Origin of the sequence: Psychrobacter sp. Pi2-1 (assembly GCF_904846645.1) — a bacterium.
In the GTDB taxonomy this organism is placed as follows: domain Bacteria; phylum Pseudomonadota; class Gammaproteobacteria; order Pseudomonadales; family Moraxellaceae; genus Psychrobacter.
In genome coordinates this window covers 16,609-30,166 of the sequence record NZ_CAJHBO010000029.1, presented here as the reverse complement: position 1 = coordinate 30,166, position 13,558 = coordinate 16,609, and the positions used below count along the sequence as shown (strand labels likewise).

Here is a 13,558-nt window from a genome sequence, read left to right as displayed (position 1 = left end):
TCCAAAAAGTGGTCGATGCCAATCCGTAACTGGACGTCTGCTCTGAATCGTTTTATGATTATGTTTGATGACCGTATCAGTAAGCATTTAATCTAAATGGCAGTTACACAGAATTCGGGATGGTCTCTAGCGTTCATATATTCTCTAGTATTAGATGCAATCTGTACTATGTCACATTTGCTAAAGGCTCAACTTGAATAGTCTCTAGCACTTCTTCTTTGCTAGGCTGTTTTCTGTATAAGGGAAAAAAGTCTGAGAGCAGATCACTTTCCGTGAACCAGATATCCGCCACTAACTCTGTATATTTCACTACATTAACGACGAGTCTATAAGTCTTGAATAGTAACTCTTGCGAGCTAAAGCCTTTTTTATACTCATATAAAGAATCTAAATTGGAACCAACGCCGCCACCAAGATGTAGCACTTCATAACGGTTCTCTCGTCCCCAATTGCGAGCGACATGAGTGATAAGTTTAGAAGGTTGTAGATGCGTATAGGCGTTCAGCGTACCGCCAAGATGAAACTGCATAATGCCTGACTCTTGGCAGAGCGTATATATAGAAGACCCAATTGCTTTATCGTCTTGATAGGCGGTTATCAACAATATTTTTTCTTGAAGGTTTTCAAGCAAATTAAAGAAATAATCATCATCGAAGAAGTAGTAATCACTGGCCTTGACGTGTCGCATTGTCTCTTTATAAATGTCTGAAAACACCATCGCATTCTGCCGAGTTAAGAATTCTGTTTTTGTCACGACATCCATTTTTATGGCTTTTTTGATACCGCGGCGATGTCGATTTTGTGTCTCGCTCCAATGCTCTTCTTCAGACTTACTCAAATCAGACATCAAGGTCAGCCCGTGAGTCAGTGCTTTGCCAACTGTGGGTATCCATTCTTTATTAATAATCGGATGCAACCGCATAAACAAAGACACGCAGCCTCTCTCGCAAAGAAAAGCCCTTATCTCATCTAGTACGATGTCTAACTCGGCATCAGTGAGGGTTTTGTCCATCAACGGGCCACCGTAACCATAAGTGGAAGTAGCATCCCAATGCTCTGAGTCAATGTCTCTAATTATAATGGGTAACAATACTTCTTTATCTTTATAGCGAGCGATGATTCCTTGAGGTTTGCCCTTGTCGATGACAGCTGAGGCCGCAATCCAACCAGATAAGTGATATATATCAAAATGATGATTTGATACCTTCTTATCCCACTCAGCATCTATCGCTATGTAATCAACTTGTACTGTATCCACGTTGCTGCTCCCTCAGTGTTGCGTTATATATTCGTAAATCCGTATATATGAATATAACAACAAAGTACGAAGCCTTCAAGTACATAAAAACCTTTTATGTAAAATAATGAATATATATGATTAGAGCGTAGAAGAATTTATAGGAAATAAAAAAGCAACCTGCCTCTATAAGTGAGGGTAGGCTGCTTTTCTCATTTTTTTCAAAAGCCGTTAGAGAGCTATAAGCTTACAGTTATTTCTTTTCTACTAGCTCGCCATCGATTTGGATAGGGACATTGGTCGTGATACCGTCAGCGTAAGCGGTCATACCATAAGCGGCGCGATCAAGTGTACCAGTAGCGCGGAAACCAACGACTGGCTCTTTGGTAAGAGGGCTATTAGCGATTTTGTTTAACGTGACATCTAGGGTTAGTGGTTTGGTTTGACCAAGTAAAGTAAAGTCACCCGTTACTTTAGCCTGCTGCGGATTAATGAATTTGACCTGAATAGATTTGAAAGTCATGTTTGGATACTTTGCTACATTAAAAAACTCATCTGTCTTTAAATGCTTGTCACGAGCATCCCAATTGGTGTCGATACTATCAGTCGCAATGGTAAAGTCCATGCTGGTTTTATCAGGAGCTTTAATATCGTAATTCACCATACCTTTGACATCATTGAAGTGGCCCATGGTGGTTGAAAACCCCAAGTGACTGACAGAAAATCCAACACGAGTATGGGAGTCATCTAGCTGCCATTGAGTCGGTAGGGCAGCGCTTGCCATGGTAGTAACTGCTAATGCTGAGCCAATAAATAGTGCTTTGGTGGCCGTGCTTATTTTAGTATTTATCATTAAATATTCCTTATTTAATTCAGTTAAGTTACGAGTGATTGAGAAGTAAATTAGTTGCTGGTAGCGATGTTCAAATGGAGTTTGTATCGCGTAGCTGTACCCTTTAAGTATACTATGTATAATTAAGAGCTAAGGTTGTATTTGGTTAGATTATCTACAATAGTAGATATCATTGATTAATTTAACTAACTTTATTACTGTACTAAAATCAATCGCCTATCTCAACACTCTCGAGCTTTCAGTGACAACTTATCACATATCTCTATCACAACTGCTCCTTGCGTCTTACGTCAAAAACCGTTAAAATCGCGGTTTAATTTTCCCGCTGGGGAAAGGCTAAGCGAACAGAAGGGTGGTGTTGGGTGCTGGAATAAGCCAGTGACGCAGTTGCCATACTTGTAATGTCCTTAGTGCCTCAGTTACGTATGTCATCATTTGTTTGATACATCATCGCTGATGCTGTATTTAGACGTTGTACATACATCGGACCTAGAGAGTATATTATGCGTAAAGATATCCATCCTAATTACCAAGAAGTTTTATTCCACGACACTAACGCTGACGTGTTCTTTTTGACTCGCTCAACTGCTAAGACTAAAGCGACTCGTGAATACGAAGGTAAAGAATACCCATACTACCCACTTGATATCTCAAGTGCGTCGCATCCATTCTATACTGGTGAGCAACGTAAAACTTCTACTGAAGGTCGTGTTGCAAGCTTCAACAAACGCTTTGGCGCATTTGGTGGCCGTAGCAAGAAAGCTGCAGACGCTGCTGAATAATTTACACTTATGGTGTAAATATATTTCGCTAAGCAATAAAAAACCGCTGATTATTCAGCGGTTTTTTTTGGTTTAATTTTCTATTGTCTAAAAATAAAGCTAACAGGCTGTTTAGCGCTCAAACTCAGTGGTAGATGAGTCTAATAACTGAATAGAATCTAATAATTGGATAATAGTCTCTACTATCTGCTGTGCCCAATAGCCGTACATCAGACTGCTAGGATGAAATCCATCACTGGCAAACATCACATTGATATCTATAGCCGAACCATTTGCATGCTCTTCTAGCATCCTTGTAAAGTCGGTTGCCATATAAGTGACACTAGCATGAGCCGCACAGACCTGCTGTAATATCCCATCAAGTATCGATGCTTTTGCGCCCACAAAGTTATTGAGCGGGGCAGGGATTGCAGGCATTTGCGCCATCGGCGGCAAACTTAAAAAAACCAATTCTCGTACGCCAAATTTGCGCTGTGCGATATTGATAATGTCTTCAATTTGCTGTTGCCATTTATGTACAGAGACATTGGACGTCGTGTCATTAACCCCTACGCTTAGCAACATCACATCAATAGGCTGCTCAGGAGCCGGTAGGACATATAACCTGCGTAGAATATCAAAGCTGGTATGACCTGTTGTCGCTTGCAACGACCAATTGAGTCGAGCAAAATTTGATTGGATAGCCTTGTTCTGTTCCAGTATCGGGATGAGCTTACCGACCAACGCTTCTTGCTGCGTTTGGCTACCCACACCTGCTGCTGCCGAATCACCGACGACCATAAGGTTAAAGGTTTTAGCGTCTTGCGTTGATACCTCATTATTCGCTTGAGGCAGGTCAATCACGCCGTGCCTTTCGCCATGTGGTTCAGGCAAGCGGACTGTATCACGCTTGATTTTGCGGCCTTGATAGAGGTAGACAGGGGCAAGTAAAACGTCCTTTGCGACTGATGTCAGCTTACTAGTATCTACCATCCTGCACGTTCCCTGATAGTCGTAAGACTGTCTTCAATTAACAATTTACCATCGACGTAGACATCACGTAATAGATTGTCAGTTGGGTCGCTCATCTCATTTTCTTTTATGGTTGTTAGCTGGCCGCTATCGGATTTTACCAGTGCCAATCGTCCTTTTTTCGAGCGTTTTGAGCGGCTGGTGACGGGATCTTTGTAAATATCCTTCCATGCGCCATCGATAGAGATAGCGCTAGATTTCATTGCCCAACTCATGGTGTCGCGGTTGACTTGCTGCAATAGACCACCGCCCATACCAAATGTCACGTTTTCTATGCTAAAGCCTGCTTTGATGACCACATCAATAATTTTACTTAAGCTTTGCGAGCTGATGCCATCACCTTGGATGATGCGTACGTAGTCGGGTAGCACTTTATAGCCTTTACTGTTTACGGTCGTACCGAACTTCACCGCCAAGCGCTCTAACGCTTCACGGACGACTTTGGTAGGTTCGCCGCTGTCTGGACGAATGACCAAAGTGCCGCCCATATTTTTAACTTCATCTTTTAAGGCGTCGCCCCAGATATTGTCGATGGCATTCCATAAATCATAACTATCTGAAACGACCGAAAAGGCTTTGTCTTCGCCGCCAAACTGCTCAATCATATTATGAAAAGCAGCAGTCTCGCTATCACGTCCCCAAGCTGTCATCGTACTGTGCTCGGCCGCTGGAATAGAGAATGCAGGCATATCATCACCCATCTGATACCAGCGACTAGCAGCGATAAGCGCTGTCATCGAGTCAGTACCAGCAAAGTTGACCAAATGCGCTAAGCTACCCAGTGCAACCGTTTCTTGGCTCGATGCCCCGCGCGCGCCGAAGTCATGCAAGCGAAAAGGCAGGGACTCTGTATTGTCCGCTGATTTCTCTAATGCTTGACGGATAATGTCTTTGCAATAGTGAGAGACACTAGCGACCGTGGATGGATACCAAATCGCACGCAATAGCGCTGTTTCGATATAGCTGGGTAGCCAGTAAAACTCAGGATCAGTATTGATTACTTGGCAGACTACATTGGACACAGGCACGATGCTGCCTTCGGGTACGGCTTGGATACGCAGTGGCAAATAGCCGTCGTGTTTTTCGATCAAATGTTCCCAACCAGCACGATTGAAGGTTAGGCCATGCGCTTGAATAACCTTTTCGGCTTCATCGATATCTTGATGAGTAATAGGGGTGCTTAAGTACTCTTTGATAAAGGCTTGTAAGCCAAAGAACACCACATCGTAATCGCCTTTGCGCGCTTCAATGTAGCTTGATAGATACTCACTTCCGCTTGGATATTGCACCCAATGTGAGGTTTTATAGCTGTCACTATTTAAGATTAAATTGTTTAGATTACTGGTATACATCACAGAACTCCTCTGCTTTGAAATGCCGCAGCTGCTTTAATAAAAAAATAGTGGCGGTGGTTGATTGCCGTCTATCGGCATTGGTATCAAATTGTTAATACGATATTTAGTGATAGCTGTTATTGATAATAATTTGCTCAAGTAGCTATTAAAAAAAGCTGCTAAAAAAACGAATAGAAATGAACTACAAGCCAACCATTTTAGTAATAATCGCATAGTGATCTTCAAACATCATCTTCGCATCGAGCTCAGCCAATGGTAACCAAAATGCTTTGGTCGCATCATCGCCACCTTTTACTTTTGGCAGACCTTTTGGATCGTTTTTGAGTTGAAAATAAAACGCTTGAGTAATGGTGCGACCACGCGCTGAGCGATATGGATCGTCAAAGGTATGTTGGCTATGGCAGGAGCCGCGTAATACTGGCTCAGGCACCTTGAGGCGAGTTTCTTCGCGCAGTTCACGAATACAAGCATCAAACAGCGTCTCTTTTGGATTTAGAAATCCACCCGGCAGCGCCCACAGTCCGCGTCCTGGCATACTGCGTCGCTCAACCAGTAGGATGTGTCCCGACTGTACAATCAATGCATCGGCTGTCATAAAGGTAGGCGGGTATGGTGCTGATTCCCACTGTCTTTTGTATTTATCAATAAAGTCTGCTTCTTCATGCAGCTGATGATAATCGTCAGTTTTTTTGAATGCATCGAGGACATTGCGCGTAGACTCAGGCGTACGCTCAGGTGTTGGCGTGGCACCCATCAAATAGCTGTCGCGAATAGGCGTGGCTGATAAGTTATGATAATTGGGCACTGACACAGAGTCCCAGTTGGGGAACAGTGATAAATAGTACGATGAGCTGTCTTTTGAATGACCAATCAAACCAATATCCGTCTGCAAGTCGCCAGTGACAGATTTTACACCTGCCTGCACATACTGTAGCCAGCGGGTGTCATTGTAGAGTGCGTCATCTAAGCCAACACAGTGAATGCGTTCGGCTTCTTCTTCAGAGTAGGCACCTTTAATCATTGCGGCACGCTCAGCGACGCTAAATGGATTGCGTAAGCTACGTGGCAAGTTGGCTGAGCCAATCAGCATAATCACTTCGTCTGAGCGTTTTAGCGCCTCATCAATGACAGCTTTGTGCCCAGCATGAAACGGCTGAAAGCGTCCGATAAAGACTAGATAACGATAGTGTTTACTGCTTTTCTGATCTAGGTTTTGCTTATCTGACTGTTGCTCTGATAATTCACTCATAGACGCCAACTTCCTACGACTTATTTTTATTGATTAAAAATTAATGACGCTAATACTGACACAGCCCATGACTTTCTGACAAGTATAAAGATGTTTTGTTGAAAATGTTAGCTAGGTTGTATGTAGATAGATGAGTGTATTTCCTATAAGGAACAGGGTAATAAATAAAATAATCATGACAGTATATATTGAGAAGTAGCACTTAAAAGCATTTGCTTCTTTGGGCTTTAGGTCACTTTTGTGATCCGCATAAAAGATTATATGATATGAGGGATTATAAAACAGGACGAGTACATAGGGCGCTTTGTCGTAACGATTCATTATTTGCTTGGTCACAGTAAAGTAGTACTGATAGACAATTGCCATAGCAATAGTTAAAACAGCAAAGCTAATCAGTATTAAAGTGGTCATTATTTATCCTGAGTTCTCGCATGCCTTTCTATCCATGCCGTCACCGTTGGCCAAATCTCTGTTGCAGCATTACGGCTAATCATAATACGACTGTGCGTATAATCATCTAAATCGCTGTTATTAAGCGAGTACTCTCGAAAGACATTGGTTGAATTGTTAAAGCCATCAAAAAACAAACGACAGCCGCAAGTAGGGGATATGAAGGTATCGCCTTTTGCGCTAATAGAATAAACGGGGATCGTGATTTGAGCCATATGATGTCGATAGTCAATAAAGTCATCGCCAACATTCTTTTGCTGATTAATGCTTTCGTTCACTTCGTCTGTATTCGCTCTACCTTTATCAAAATTAGCCTTATTCAAAAAGCTGCTTTTAAAGTTTTTACGCAAATTCCAATCGTACCACTGGGTCATCGTATAGTAGCTTTCGTTAAAAGGGCCTACCTTGAACTGCTTAGCGGGTATAAAGCCGACCAGTCGAGTAAGTACCTTGGCGGTAAGGATTTTCGCGTAGCTGGTCGAGTCTGGCGCCGCACCAAAAGCTTGGCAGGCAAACATACTGATGCTATTGACCTTATCGATATAGCTTGGGTTTTGGACGAGAAACATGGTTAAGCCAACGCCGCCACCGCTATGGGTGACGCAGTGCAGATTATCGAGTTTTAATTCATCAAAAAAATAGCGAAAAGTTGCTTCATAATCATAAGTAGCAACCGTCTCAAAATTGAATTTTTTGGTGGGTTTTGAGCTATCACCATGCCCGCGCCACTCCATGATGTAGCAGTGATGACCAAGCCCTGCAAAATATTCGGCGATTTTGAGGCAAGTTTGCTTGTCAGAAAACGTACCATGCGTCAAAAATATGTTTTGCGGTGTGATGTTAGGCAGGCTGTTTTCTGATGTGTTAGCTATCGTATCTTTGTCTGAATTATCAACCACTTTCCAAACGGCAATTTTCTCATCATCCTTGGTAGTTACTAGGTGCAACGTCCGTGTCATCATAAAATGATCCTATCCAAAAAATACTTAATCTTTATACAAGTTGATACTTATAATACAAGGCGATTAAAAGCTACTATGCTCATAACGCTACTGCGCACAATCATTCAAATTAACTATACTACGTCAAAACCAGATGACTTGCTCAGACTAGATGTGAACGGTATGGCATATCGGAAACGCTGAGTGCGCTTGATAAATGGTACCGCTGTCTTTATATAGAGAATAACTTGGCAGCCAACATAGTCATTTAGCGTGTTTGTGGTTTCTCATCTAAATATAAAGTTACTTTGGCAACTGTCAGCATCATTAAAAAAACCAATGACGACCATTTGCAACAGCCACGGTTCAATTCGCAGTAGCGTGGTCGGAATTGATGCTTGATTCAGGTATAATGACTGCTATAGATGGATTAAACTTTATACTCATGTCGGCCAATGTCATACAATAATAAATCGAAAATATTGCCAGTCTGCATGTCTTATATAAATCGTAAACATTTTAAAAATCCAAATTCACGACACAGTAGCCATAATAGATATAGCGTTTGTGTCATAACGCATAGGAAAAATTATGAGTGAGCAAAACCAAGCTGATAACCAACTAGATCAAACTGCTGGCTATGAATCAGCCCTAGATACCGAGCAAGTCGAAGCGAAAAGTAACATCACTATCACTGAGTCAGCTCAAGGCTACTTGGCAGATTTGTTATCTAAACAGGATACCGATGGTATCGGTGTGCGTATCTTCGTTGAGCATCCTGGTACGCCGCGCGCAGAGTGCTGCATGGCTTATAACCAACCGGGCGAAGAAGACAGTGCTGACTTGCGTTTTACGTATGAAAACTTCTCTGCCTTTATCGAGGCGGCGTCAGTACCTTATCTAGAAGACGCGGTCATCGACTATAATAAAGATCGTTTCGGTGGTCAGCTGACTTTCCGCGCACCAAACTCTAAAGTACCTAAAGTAGGCGCTGATGCCAGTGTCGAAGAGCGTATCAACTATGTATTGCAGTCAGAGATTAACCCTGGCTTAGCAGCGCATGGTGGTGACGTACAGTTACTTGAGCTGATTGATGAAGAAGGCATTGGTCTGACCGCTGTATTGAAATTTGGCGGTGGTTGCCAAGGGTGTTCAGCGGTTGATATGACTCTACGTCAAGGCGTTGAAGTGCAGCTAAAACAGCAAATTCCAGAATTGACCCAAGTGGTTGACGAGACTGACCATACTCGTACAGAGAATGCTTACTACAAATAAAGTAAAAAATAGTTAAAAGCAAAGTGGCTGCTATAAAGGTGGCCATCATCTCTAGTATAGATATGCCTGTTTGGTTTGCTGCTTATGAATATTTGTCATGAAGAGATGAGTATTTTGCTATTCTTTTAATAAAGAAGCTGAGTTATGATGAACTCAGCTTTTTTTATTGCTATGATTTAGCAGACAGCTTTTTAAGATGGTTTTCGAGCGATACGTCGTCAACAAATCATCTTTTATCAACATAAAGGAATGTACTATGAGTGATGGATCAGCAGACCAGCAAACAGCCCAACAGCCAGAAACCCCTCAACGTCTTGAGACCTTAGCGATTCATGCAGGCTATAGTGTAGAGCCAACGACCAAAGCAGTCGCCGTGCCTATTTATCATACCAGTTCATATGCGTTTGATAATACTCAGCATGGTGCAGATCTGTTTGATTTAAAAGTCGCAGGCAACATCTATACTCGTATCATGAATCCGACCAACGCGGTGCTAGAAGAGCGTGTGGCTGCGTTAGAAGGCGGTATCGGTGCGCTTGCTGTAGCTTCTGGTATGGCTGCCATTACTTATGCGATTCAGACTATTTGCGAAGCAGGCGACAATATCGTCGCCGTATCGACCCTATATGGCGGTACTTACAATTTGTTTGCCCATGCATTGCCGCGTCAAGGTATCGAAGTGCGCTTCTTTGATCATAAAGACCCAGAAGCCATTCGTGACTTGATTGATGATAAAACTAAAATGGTTTTTGCCGAGAGTATCGGTAACCCACTAGGTAATATCGTTGATATTCAAGCGCTCAGTGATGTCGCTCACAAATACGGTGTACCTGTCGTGATTGATAATACCGTGGCGACGCCTGCGATATGTCGTCCATTTGAGTTCGGTGCAGATATTGTGATTCACTCATTGACCAAATATATGAGCGGAACCGGTACTTCAATCGGTGGTGCGATTGTCGATAGCGGTAAGTTTGCTTGGGGTGATTATCCTGAGCGTTTCCCACTGTTGAATACGCCAGATCATAGCTATCATGGGGTAAATTTCGTAAAAGACGTAGGCGCGCCAGCCTTTATTGCCCGTGCGCGCGTTGCGCCATTACGTAATACTGGCGCAGCCCTCAGCCCGCTCAATGCTTTTGGTATCTTGCAAGGTATGGAGACGCTAAGTCTGCGTATGGAGCGTCACGTGCAAAATGCACAAGCCGTTGCAGAATATCTGCGTGACCATGATAAAGTTGCGTGGGTGAAATATGCAGGTCTGTCTGACCATCCTGAGCATGAGCTTGCCAAAAAATACATGAAAGGTACGCCTTCTGCTATTTTGACCTTTGGTGTTAAAGGTGGACTGGAAGCAGGAGCGCGCTTTATTGATGCGCTGCAACTGATTACTCGTTTGGTAAACATCGGTGATGCGAAATCATTGGCCTGTCATCCAGCGACGACGACCCATCGTCAGTTAAATGAGCAAGAGCTAGAAAATGCAGGCGTTAGTACAGATATGGTACGACTGTCGATTGGTATTGAACATATCGAAGATATCAAAGCCGATCTCGCGCAAGCATTAGCTTCTGCTTAATAACAAGCGCTTATTAAGTTGAGCAAACTGTTTGAACAAGTCTAATATAAACAAAAAGCCCATATCGATTTGATATGGGCTTTTTGTTTTGCGTCCCACAGATGTGTTTAATGATTAAGCAGACAGTACACGCTGTGCGATATCTCGATAATCCTGCGAGGCAAGACGCGGTCCAAACTGCTGAATAACTTGTGCTGATATTTCGCTGGCAAGACGACCACATTCTAGCAGACTATACTGCTGCGATAATGCATATAAGAAAGCACCAGCGTAGTTATCACCTGCACCATTGGTATCGATGACATTGGCCACTGCTGGTGTTGCAACGTCATACACTTCAACTTCTGCCTCATCATTAGGCTGATGGGCAATGACCGCACCGTTGGCACCATCAGTGACGACGGCAATTTGGCAATATTCAAGCAGTGCACGCGCTGCTGCTTTGACTTGTTTTTTATCGGTGAATAGCTTTGCTTCTTCGCTATTGCAGAATATCACAGCGACTTTGTTGCCGAGCATATTAAGCAAGCCATCTTTGGCAAACTTCACTACCGCAGGGTCAGCAAAGCTTACGGCGATTTTTGCATTATGAATACCAGCTTGCTGACGTAATTGAGTCATTGCTGGTTGGATACTCTCAGACATCGCCAGATAGCCTTCTATATATAGCCAATCTGCTTGAGTCAATGCGTCAAAATCAACATTGTCAGCGGCAATCTCACTTGAGGTGCCAAGATAGGTCTGCATGGTGCGTTCGCCATCTTCGGTAACGGCAACCACACATGAGCCGGTCACACCGCCTTCATGGATAGATTTGTCTGAGGTCGCGACACCTGCTTCATGCAAGTCTCTGAGATAAAACGCCCCTTGATCATCATCACCGACGCGGCAAGCATAAAAAGGCTTACCGCCTAAGCTGGCAAAGGTAAACATAGTATTGGCTGCTGATCCGCCGCCTGCTTGTTTTGATGGCTCAATCTCAGCCAGTTTAAAGTAGGCCAGTAGTTGCTGCTGCTCCTCAAATTCTGCCAGCGTCATATTACCTTTGGTCAACTCGGTCTCTTCTAGTGCCGCATCTGACAGCACATATTCGTGATCAACCAACGCATTACCTATTGCCATTACATCGTACATTGCTTATTTCTCCTCAATTCATTTATAAATGGTTATCTTTTTATTATTAAAAACTAGTCTGCTTGCAACTCTAGTAGACGCTGATAAAGTGCATTTTTCTTCACGCCAGTGATATCAGAGGCTAGTGCGGCTGCTTTTTTGACTGACAAATCCTCTAGCAGACGCTGTAGCAATTTATCATGCGTACTGATGTCGTCAGTATCTTTTGCCACACCGACGCCAGCGACGACCACAACTATCTCACCGCGTTGCTGATTGTCATCTGCTTTGACAAACTCAACCAATTCACCAAGGGTGCTCTTGTGTACCGTTTCAAACGTCTTGGTCAATTCTCGGCAAAAAGTTACCGCGCGATCTGCACCAAATATCGCTGCCATGTCTTCTAAACTAGCTATGATACGATGCGGCGCTTCATAAAAGATTAAAGTTTCGGTACGTGCGATTAAATCGCTCAGCTGTTTTTGACGACCATGCGTTTTGGCGGGCAAGAACCCAATAAAGCTAAATCTATCAGAGGGTAACCCTGCTACTGACAATGCGCCAATTGCAGCAGAAGCCCCAACGATAGGTGATACGGTCACGCCAGCTTCATGCGCGGCTTGCACCAGTTGATAACCTGGATCGCTGACTAGAGGTGTACCAGCATCACTAATCAAGGCAACTGAATGACCTTGCTCAATCATTTCGATAATTTTGGGCGTTTGAATGGCGCTATTATGCTCGTGATAGGCCCATAGCTTATTGTGACCTTTTTGCTTTGTGGTCGTGTCATCATCTTCGACACTGCTTTTGGCAGGACGAGTCTCTGAGTCTTTTGTCTCGTCACTTTTGCTGCCTTTGGTATCGATGCCAAAATGTGACAGTAGTTTACCTGAGGTGCGGGTGTCTTCACAGGCAATAATGGCGACCTGCTTTAAGACATCAATTGCGTGCGATGTCATGTCGGACATATTGCCAATTGGCGTGGCAACGATATAGAGACAAGCTGGCATCGCAGTAGGGGTAGACATGAAAACCTCGGGTCGTTAAAAAGACGTTAAAAAATAATAGTGCGCTAGTACGTACAATCATTGTCTATGGTTTTTCAGTCAAATAATAATTGAAGAAATTGACAGATTGTGAGAGTAGAATGCGTAGAAGTGGCTAGTTTAGCATGTTGTGCTATGATAATTCTCAAATGTTAATCAGACCAATTAACCTTATGCCTAATCATAAGTCCTTAATCTTAACCTCACCAAAACAGCGCCAAGGTAGTCGGTTTGAGCAGCAGGCGTGTGAGTATTTACAAACGCAAGGGTTGAGGTTGGTCGCACAAAATTGGCAACAGCCAAAGATAGGTGAGCTGGATCTGGTCATGATTGAGACAAGTTCAGCATGGTCAACACTGGTATTTATTGAAGTTCGTCAGCGCAAGTCCTCGAATTATGGCGATGCAGCACTCAGCGTGACAGCAAGCAAACAGCGCAAAGTTATTAAGACAGCGCAGTCCTTTTTGCAGCAGTATCCTGAGTATGCTCATTATGATTGCCGCTTTGATGTCATTGCTTACAACACGATGAATGAGTCAAATTCAAGAAATGAGCAGTTAGACCATCAACCAGAATGGATTCAAAATGCTTTTATAGCCAGTGCTTGGTAATAGAGTAAATAAGATAGATGCTGCCAAGTGAAGCATTTAACCACATCTGACAA

General features: G+C 43.2%; 12 protein-coding genes. 4 read left to right on the top strand and 8 right to left on the bottom strand.

Features of this window, described 5'->3' with window-relative positions; translation table 11 throughout:
• Positions 1-166: 166 nt before the first annotated feature.
• Both JMX91_RS12530 and JMX91_RS12525 read right to left on the bottom strand, forming a co-directional pair.
• A complete protein-coding gene (locus tag JMX91_RS12530) occupies positions 167-1,258 on the bottom strand; it encodes a GNAT family N-acetyltransferase (protein ID WP_201549468.1) in 1,092 nt (363 codons plus the stop codon).
• A 232-nt stretch (positions 1,259-1,490) separates the two neighbouring features.
• Positions 1,491-2,090 carry a YceI family protein gene (locus tag JMX91_RS12525; RefSeq protein ID WP_201549467.1) on the bottom strand — a complete coding sequence of 200 codons (600 nt, stop codon included), beginning with the start codon at positions 2,088-2,090 and terminating at the stop codon, positions 1,491-1,493.
• Between the two features lie 503 nt (positions 2,091-2,593).
• Between JMX91_RS12525 and JMX91_RS12520 the strand changes: the two genes are divergently transcribed.
• Entirely contained in the window at positions 2,594-2,872 is a 279-nt protein-coding gene (locus tag JMX91_RS12520) for a type B 50S ribosomal protein L31 (protein ID WP_057761772.1), read from the top strand.
• A 111-nt stretch (positions 2,873-2,983) separates the two neighbouring features.
• On the opposite strand, the gene JMX91_RS12515 is transcribed toward JMX91_RS12520, so the two are convergent.
• From JMX91_RS12515 to JMX91_RS12500, 4 genes are all read right to left on the bottom strand, one after another.
• Positions 2,984-3,844, bottom strand: a complete 861-nt coding sequence (locus tag JMX91_RS12515) for an SGNH/GDSL hydrolase family protein (protein ID WP_160023395.1) — start codon at positions 3,842-3,844, stop codon at positions 2,984-2,986.
• Entirely contained in the window at positions 3,838-5,235 is a 1,398-nt protein-coding gene (locus JMX91_RS12510; protein ID WP_201549465.1) for a nicotinate phosphoribosyltransferase, read from the bottom strand. Before JMX91_RS12510 ends, JMX91_RS12515 begins: the two co-directional genes overlap by 7 nt.
• 184 nt (positions 5,236-5,419) lie before the next feature.
• Positions 5,420-6,487 (bottom strand): bifunctional nicotinamide-nucleotide adenylyltransferase/Nudix hydroxylase, encoded by a 1,068-nt coding sequence (locus JMX91_RS12505; protein ID WP_201549463.1) that lies wholly within the window; start codon positions 6,485-6,487, stop codon positions 5,420-5,422.
• 410 nt (positions 6,488-6,897) lie between these two features.
• Positions 6,898-7,899 carry an alpha/beta fold hydrolase gene (locus JMX91_RS12500; RefSeq protein ID WP_201549461.1) on the bottom strand — a complete coding sequence of 334 codons (1,002 nt, stop codon included), beginning with the start codon at positions 7,897-7,899 and terminating at the stop codon, positions 6,898-6,900.
• 570 nt (positions 7,900-8,469) lie between these two features.
• Between JMX91_RS12500 and nfuA the strand changes: the two genes are divergently transcribed.
• Positions 8,470-9,153: a Fe-S biogenesis protein NfuA gene (nfuA, locus tag JMX91_RS12495; RefSeq protein WP_057761762.1), complete on the top strand. Its 684-nt coding sequence runs from the start codon at positions 8,470-8,472 to the stop codon at positions 9,151-9,153.
• 256 nt (positions 9,154-9,409) lie between these two features.
• Positions 9,410-10,732: an O-acetylhomoserine aminocarboxypropyltransferase/cysteine synthase family protein gene (locus JMX91_RS12490; protein ID WP_201549459.1), complete on the top strand. Its 1,323-nt coding sequence runs from the start codon at positions 9,410-9,412 to the stop codon at positions 10,730-10,732.
• 114 nt (positions 10,733-10,846) lie between these two features.
• On the opposite strand, the gene JMX91_RS12485 is transcribed toward JMX91_RS12490, so the two are convergent.
• Positions 10,847-11,866 carry an adenosine kinase gene (locus tag JMX91_RS12485; RefSeq protein ID WP_201549457.1) on the bottom strand — a complete coding sequence of 340 codons (1,020 nt, stop codon included), beginning with the start codon at positions 11,864-11,866 and terminating at the stop codon, positions 10,847-10,849.
• Positions 11,867-11,919: 53 nt separating this feature from the next.
• Positions 11,920-12,876 (bottom strand): 16S rRNA (cytidine(1402)-2'-O)-methyltransferase, encoded by a 957-nt coding sequence (gene rsmI, locus JMX91_RS12480; protein WP_201549456.1) that lies wholly within the window; start codon positions 12,874-12,876, stop codon positions 11,920-11,922.
• A gap of 143 nt (positions 12,877-13,019) precedes the next feature.
• Here rsmI and JMX91_RS12475 point away from each other — a divergent pair, with 143 nt between their 5' ends.
• Entirely contained in the window at positions 13,020-13,505 is a 486-nt protein-coding gene (locus tag JMX91_RS12475) for a YraN family protein (RefSeq protein WP_201549455.1), read from the top strand.
• Positions 13,506-13,558 lie beyond the last annotated feature (53 nt).

What these genes read in the sequence shown, in the direction of transcription:
- JMX91_RS12475 (WP_201549455.1), top strand. Translation starts at nt 13,020, where the DNA reads ATGTTGTGCTATGATAATTCTCAAATGTTAATCAGACCAATTAACCTT.
- JMX91_RS12520 (WP_057761772.1), top strand. Translation starts at nt 2,594, where the DNA reads ATGCGTAAAGATATCCATCCTAATTACCAAGAAGTTTTATTCCACGAC.
- rsmI (WP_201549456.1), bottom strand. Translation starts at nt 12,876, where the DNA reads ATGTCTACCCCTACTGCGATGCCAGCTTGTCTCTATATCGTTGCCACG.
- JMX91_RS12505 (WP_201549463.1), bottom strand. Translation starts at nt 6,487, where the DNA reads ATGAGTGAATTATCAGAGCAACAGTCAGATAAGCAAAACCTAGATCAG.
- JMX91_RS12485 (WP_201549457.1), bottom strand. Translation starts at nt 11,866, where the DNA reads ATGTACGATGTAATGGCAATAGGTAATGCGTTGGTTGATCACGAATAT.
- nfuA (WP_057761762.1), top strand. Translation starts at nt 8,470, where the DNA reads ATGAGTGAGCAAAACCAAGCTGATAACCAACTAGATCAAACTGCTGGC.
- JMX91_RS12515 (WP_160023395.1), bottom strand. Translation starts at nt 3,844, where the DNA reads ATGGTAGATACTAGTAAGCTGACATCAGTCGCAAAGGACGTTTTACTT.
- JMX91_RS12490 (WP_201549459.1), top strand. Translation starts at nt 9,410, where the DNA reads ATGAGTGATGGATCAGCAGACCAGCAAACAGCCCAACAGCCAGAAACC.
- JMX91_RS12510 (WP_201549465.1), bottom strand. Translation starts at nt 5,235, where the DNA reads ATGTATACCAGTAATCTAAACAATTTAATCTTAAATAGTGACAGCTAT.
- JMX91_RS12500 (WP_201549461.1), bottom strand. Translation starts at nt 7,899, where the DNA reads ATGATGACACGGACGTTGCACCTAGTAACTACCAAGGATGATGAGAAA.
- JMX91_RS12525 (WP_201549467.1), bottom strand. Translation starts at nt 2,090, where the DNA reads ATGATAAATACTAAAATAAGCACGGCCACCAAAGCACTATTTATTGGC.